This window comes from Cupriavidus sp. R6-3 (genome assembly GCF_059772245.1).
Window position 1 is genome coordinate 1 of sequence record NZ_JCBAJO010000382.1, and the last position, 2,825, is coordinate 2,825.

The 2,825-nt window shown below is 69.4% G+C and carries 2 protein-coding genes; one reads left to right on the forward strand and one right to left on the reverse strand.

Going from position 1 to position 2,825, the window contains the following annotated elements; all coding sequences use genetic code 11:
• Positions 1-1,602, reverse strand: a 1,602-nt coding sequence (gene edd / locus AC6EI8_RS25795; protein ID WP_498383299.1) for a phosphogluconate dehydratase, incomplete at its 3' end; no start/stop codon positions are given.
• A gap of 295 nt (positions 1,603-1,897) precedes the next feature.
• Between edd and AC6EI8_RS25800 the strand changes: the two genes are divergently transcribed.
• Positions 1,898-2,825 (forward strand): MurR/RpiR family transcriptional regulator (locus AC6EI8_RS25800; RefSeq protein ID WP_498383300.1); only part of this gene is annotated, 928 nt, incomplete at its 3' end.

Sequence of the window (2,825 nt, forward strand, 5' to 3'; positions counted from 1 at the left end):
GCTCGCTTCCGGTCCGACATGGATTACCGCCGGCACCTTGCCCGAGGCGCCCGACATGCGGCCGTCGGTCACCAGCGCGACGCGATGACCGGCATCCTGCAGCGCGCCCAGCGGCGGCGTCAGCCGGTGCAGCTCGGGCATGCCGTTGGCGTTCGGGCCCTGGAAACGCACCACGACGATCACGTCGCGATCGAGCTCGCCGCGCGTGAACGCGTCCTGCAGCGCCTGCTGCGAATCGAACACGCGCGCCGGCGCCTCGACGATCCGGTGCTCCGGCGCGACCGCCGACACCTTGATCACGCCGCGACCAAGATTGCCGGACATCAGCCGCAACCCGCCTTCCGGATCGAACGGCGCGTCGATCGGCGCGAGCACCTGCGCGTCGCCGCTTTGCGCCGGGGCTTCGCGCCACTGCAACGCGCCGTCGTGCAGCACCGGCTCCTGCGCATAGCGCGCCAGCCCCGGGCCGGCCACGGTCTCGACGTCCTCATGCAGCAGTCCGGCGTTCAGCAACTGGCGAATCACGAAGCCGACGCCCCCCGCCGCATGGAAGTGATTGACGTCGGCCGCGCCGTTCGGATAGACGCGCGCCAGCAGCGGCGTCACGCGCGACAACCGGTCGAAGTCGTCCCAGTCGATCACGATGCCGGCGGCGCGCGCCATCGCCACCAGATGAATGGTGTGGTTGGTCGAGCCGCCGGTCGCCAGCAGCCCGACGATGCCGTTGACCACCGCGCGTTCGTCGACGATGCGGCAGATCGGCAGATAGCCGTCGCCCCGCGCCGACAGCGCCAGCGCGCGCTGTGCCGCGGCGGCCGTCAGCGCATCGCGCAGGCCGCCCTCGGGCGGCACGAAGGCCGCGCCCGGCAGATGCAGGCCCATGATTTCCATCAGCAGCTGATTGCTGTTGGCGGTGCCATAGAAGGTGCAGGTACCCGCGCCGTGATAGGCCTGGCACTCGGCCTCGAGCAGCGCGTCGCGGCCGACCTGGCCGGTCGCATAGAGCTGGCGCACGCGCGCCTTCTCCTTGTTGGGCAGGCCGCTGGCCATCGGTCCGGCCGGCACCATTACCACCGGCAGATGGCCGAACTGCAGCGCGCCCATCACCAGCCCCGGCACGATCTTGTCGCACACGCCGAGCATCACCACCGCGTCGAAGGTGTTGTGCGACAGCGCGATCGCCGTGCCCATCGCGATCGCATCGCGCGAGAACAGCGACAGCTCCATGCCGGGATTGCCTTGCGTGATGCCGTCGCACATCGCCGGCACGCCGCCGGCGACCTGGGCCACCGCCCCCACTTCGCGCGCAGCCGCGCGAATCAGCGCGGGATAGCGCTCATAGGGCTGGTGCGCCGACAGCATGTCGTTGTACGCGGTGACGATGCCGAGATTGAGCGCATGTTCGACGCGCAGCTTCAGCTTGTCGGCGGCCGGCAGCGCGGCGTAGCCGTGGGCCAGATTGGCACAGGACAGTCCCTGCGCCGGCCCCTGGTCGCGCTGCGCGCGGGCACAGCGTTCCAGGTAGGCGGCGCGGCTGGCGCGGCTGCGTTCGACGATGCGCTCGGTGACGTCGCGCACCGCGGGATCGAGAGTCTGTGACATGCGGTATGGAGAGGCGAACGGGAAGATGGGCAGTCGATGAACCGGGAGCTGGGGTCCATCCCGGCGGGGTCGTTTTGTGTAGAATTTCTACATTCTACCGGAAGACAGGTCCGTTCCAGAAGCCCCGATTCATGCAGATGTGCCGACAATGCGGGAAATCCCCTTGTAAAACGGCCTTTCCTTCGCCGAACCTCAGGGTTATTCCCGACTGCGGCGAACGGCGATCGGCCCGATCATTCGGCCCGCGAAGTAGAATCTCTACATACAACGACCCAATCCGACCCTTGCCGCCCTCATGCGCGAACGCATCCTCGCCGTCTACGACTCCCTTCGCCCCTCCGAACGGCGCCTCGCCGACTACGTCGCGCGCCACGGCGCCAGCGTGATCCGGCTGTCGATGCCGGAGCTGGCGCGCCGTGCGGGCGTGTCGCAGCCAACCATCGCGCGCTTCTGCGCGGCGCTGGGCTACGACGGCTTTCGCGAGTTCAAGCTGCAGTTCGCGCAGACCGTCGGTGCCGGTACGCCCTTCGTGCATCAGGACGTCAATCCGCAGGACCAGCCGGCCGATATCGCGGGCAAGGTGTTCGACCGCACCATCGCGACCCTGATGTCGGTGCGCAACGCACTGTCGGCCGACCAGATCGAGCACGGCATCGCGCTGCTGGCCGGCGCGCGCCGCATCGAGTTCTACGGCTGCGGCAACTCCGGCATCGTCGCCCTCGATATCCAGCACAAGTTCTTCCGCCTCGGCATGCCGACCGTCGCGTATTCGGATCCGCATGTGTTCAGCATGTCCGCGGCGCTGCTGGCGCCGGGCGATGTCGCGGTACTGGTGTCCAACAGCGGCCGTACCTGGGACATGCTGACCGCCGCCACGCTGGCGCGCAGCGCGGGCGCCAGCGTGCTGGCGCTGACGCACAGCGGCTCGCCGCTGGCCGCGCTGGCCGACGTCTGCGTGTTCTCCGATGTCGAGGAGGACAGCGAGGTCTATACGCCGATGACCTCGCGCATCAGCCATCTGGTGCTCGGCGATGTGCTGGCCGCGGGCGTCGCGCTGGCGCGGGCCGATACGATGGCGGGCCGGCTGCAACGGGCCAAGGCCCATCTGCGCGAACGGCGCATCGCCAGCGCCGAGCCGAGCCATGCGCTGGAGGCGCTGCCGCGCGGCAAGGCGCGCCGCAACGCGCGGCCGGCGGCGAAGTCCGCGGGGAAATCGGCGGCCA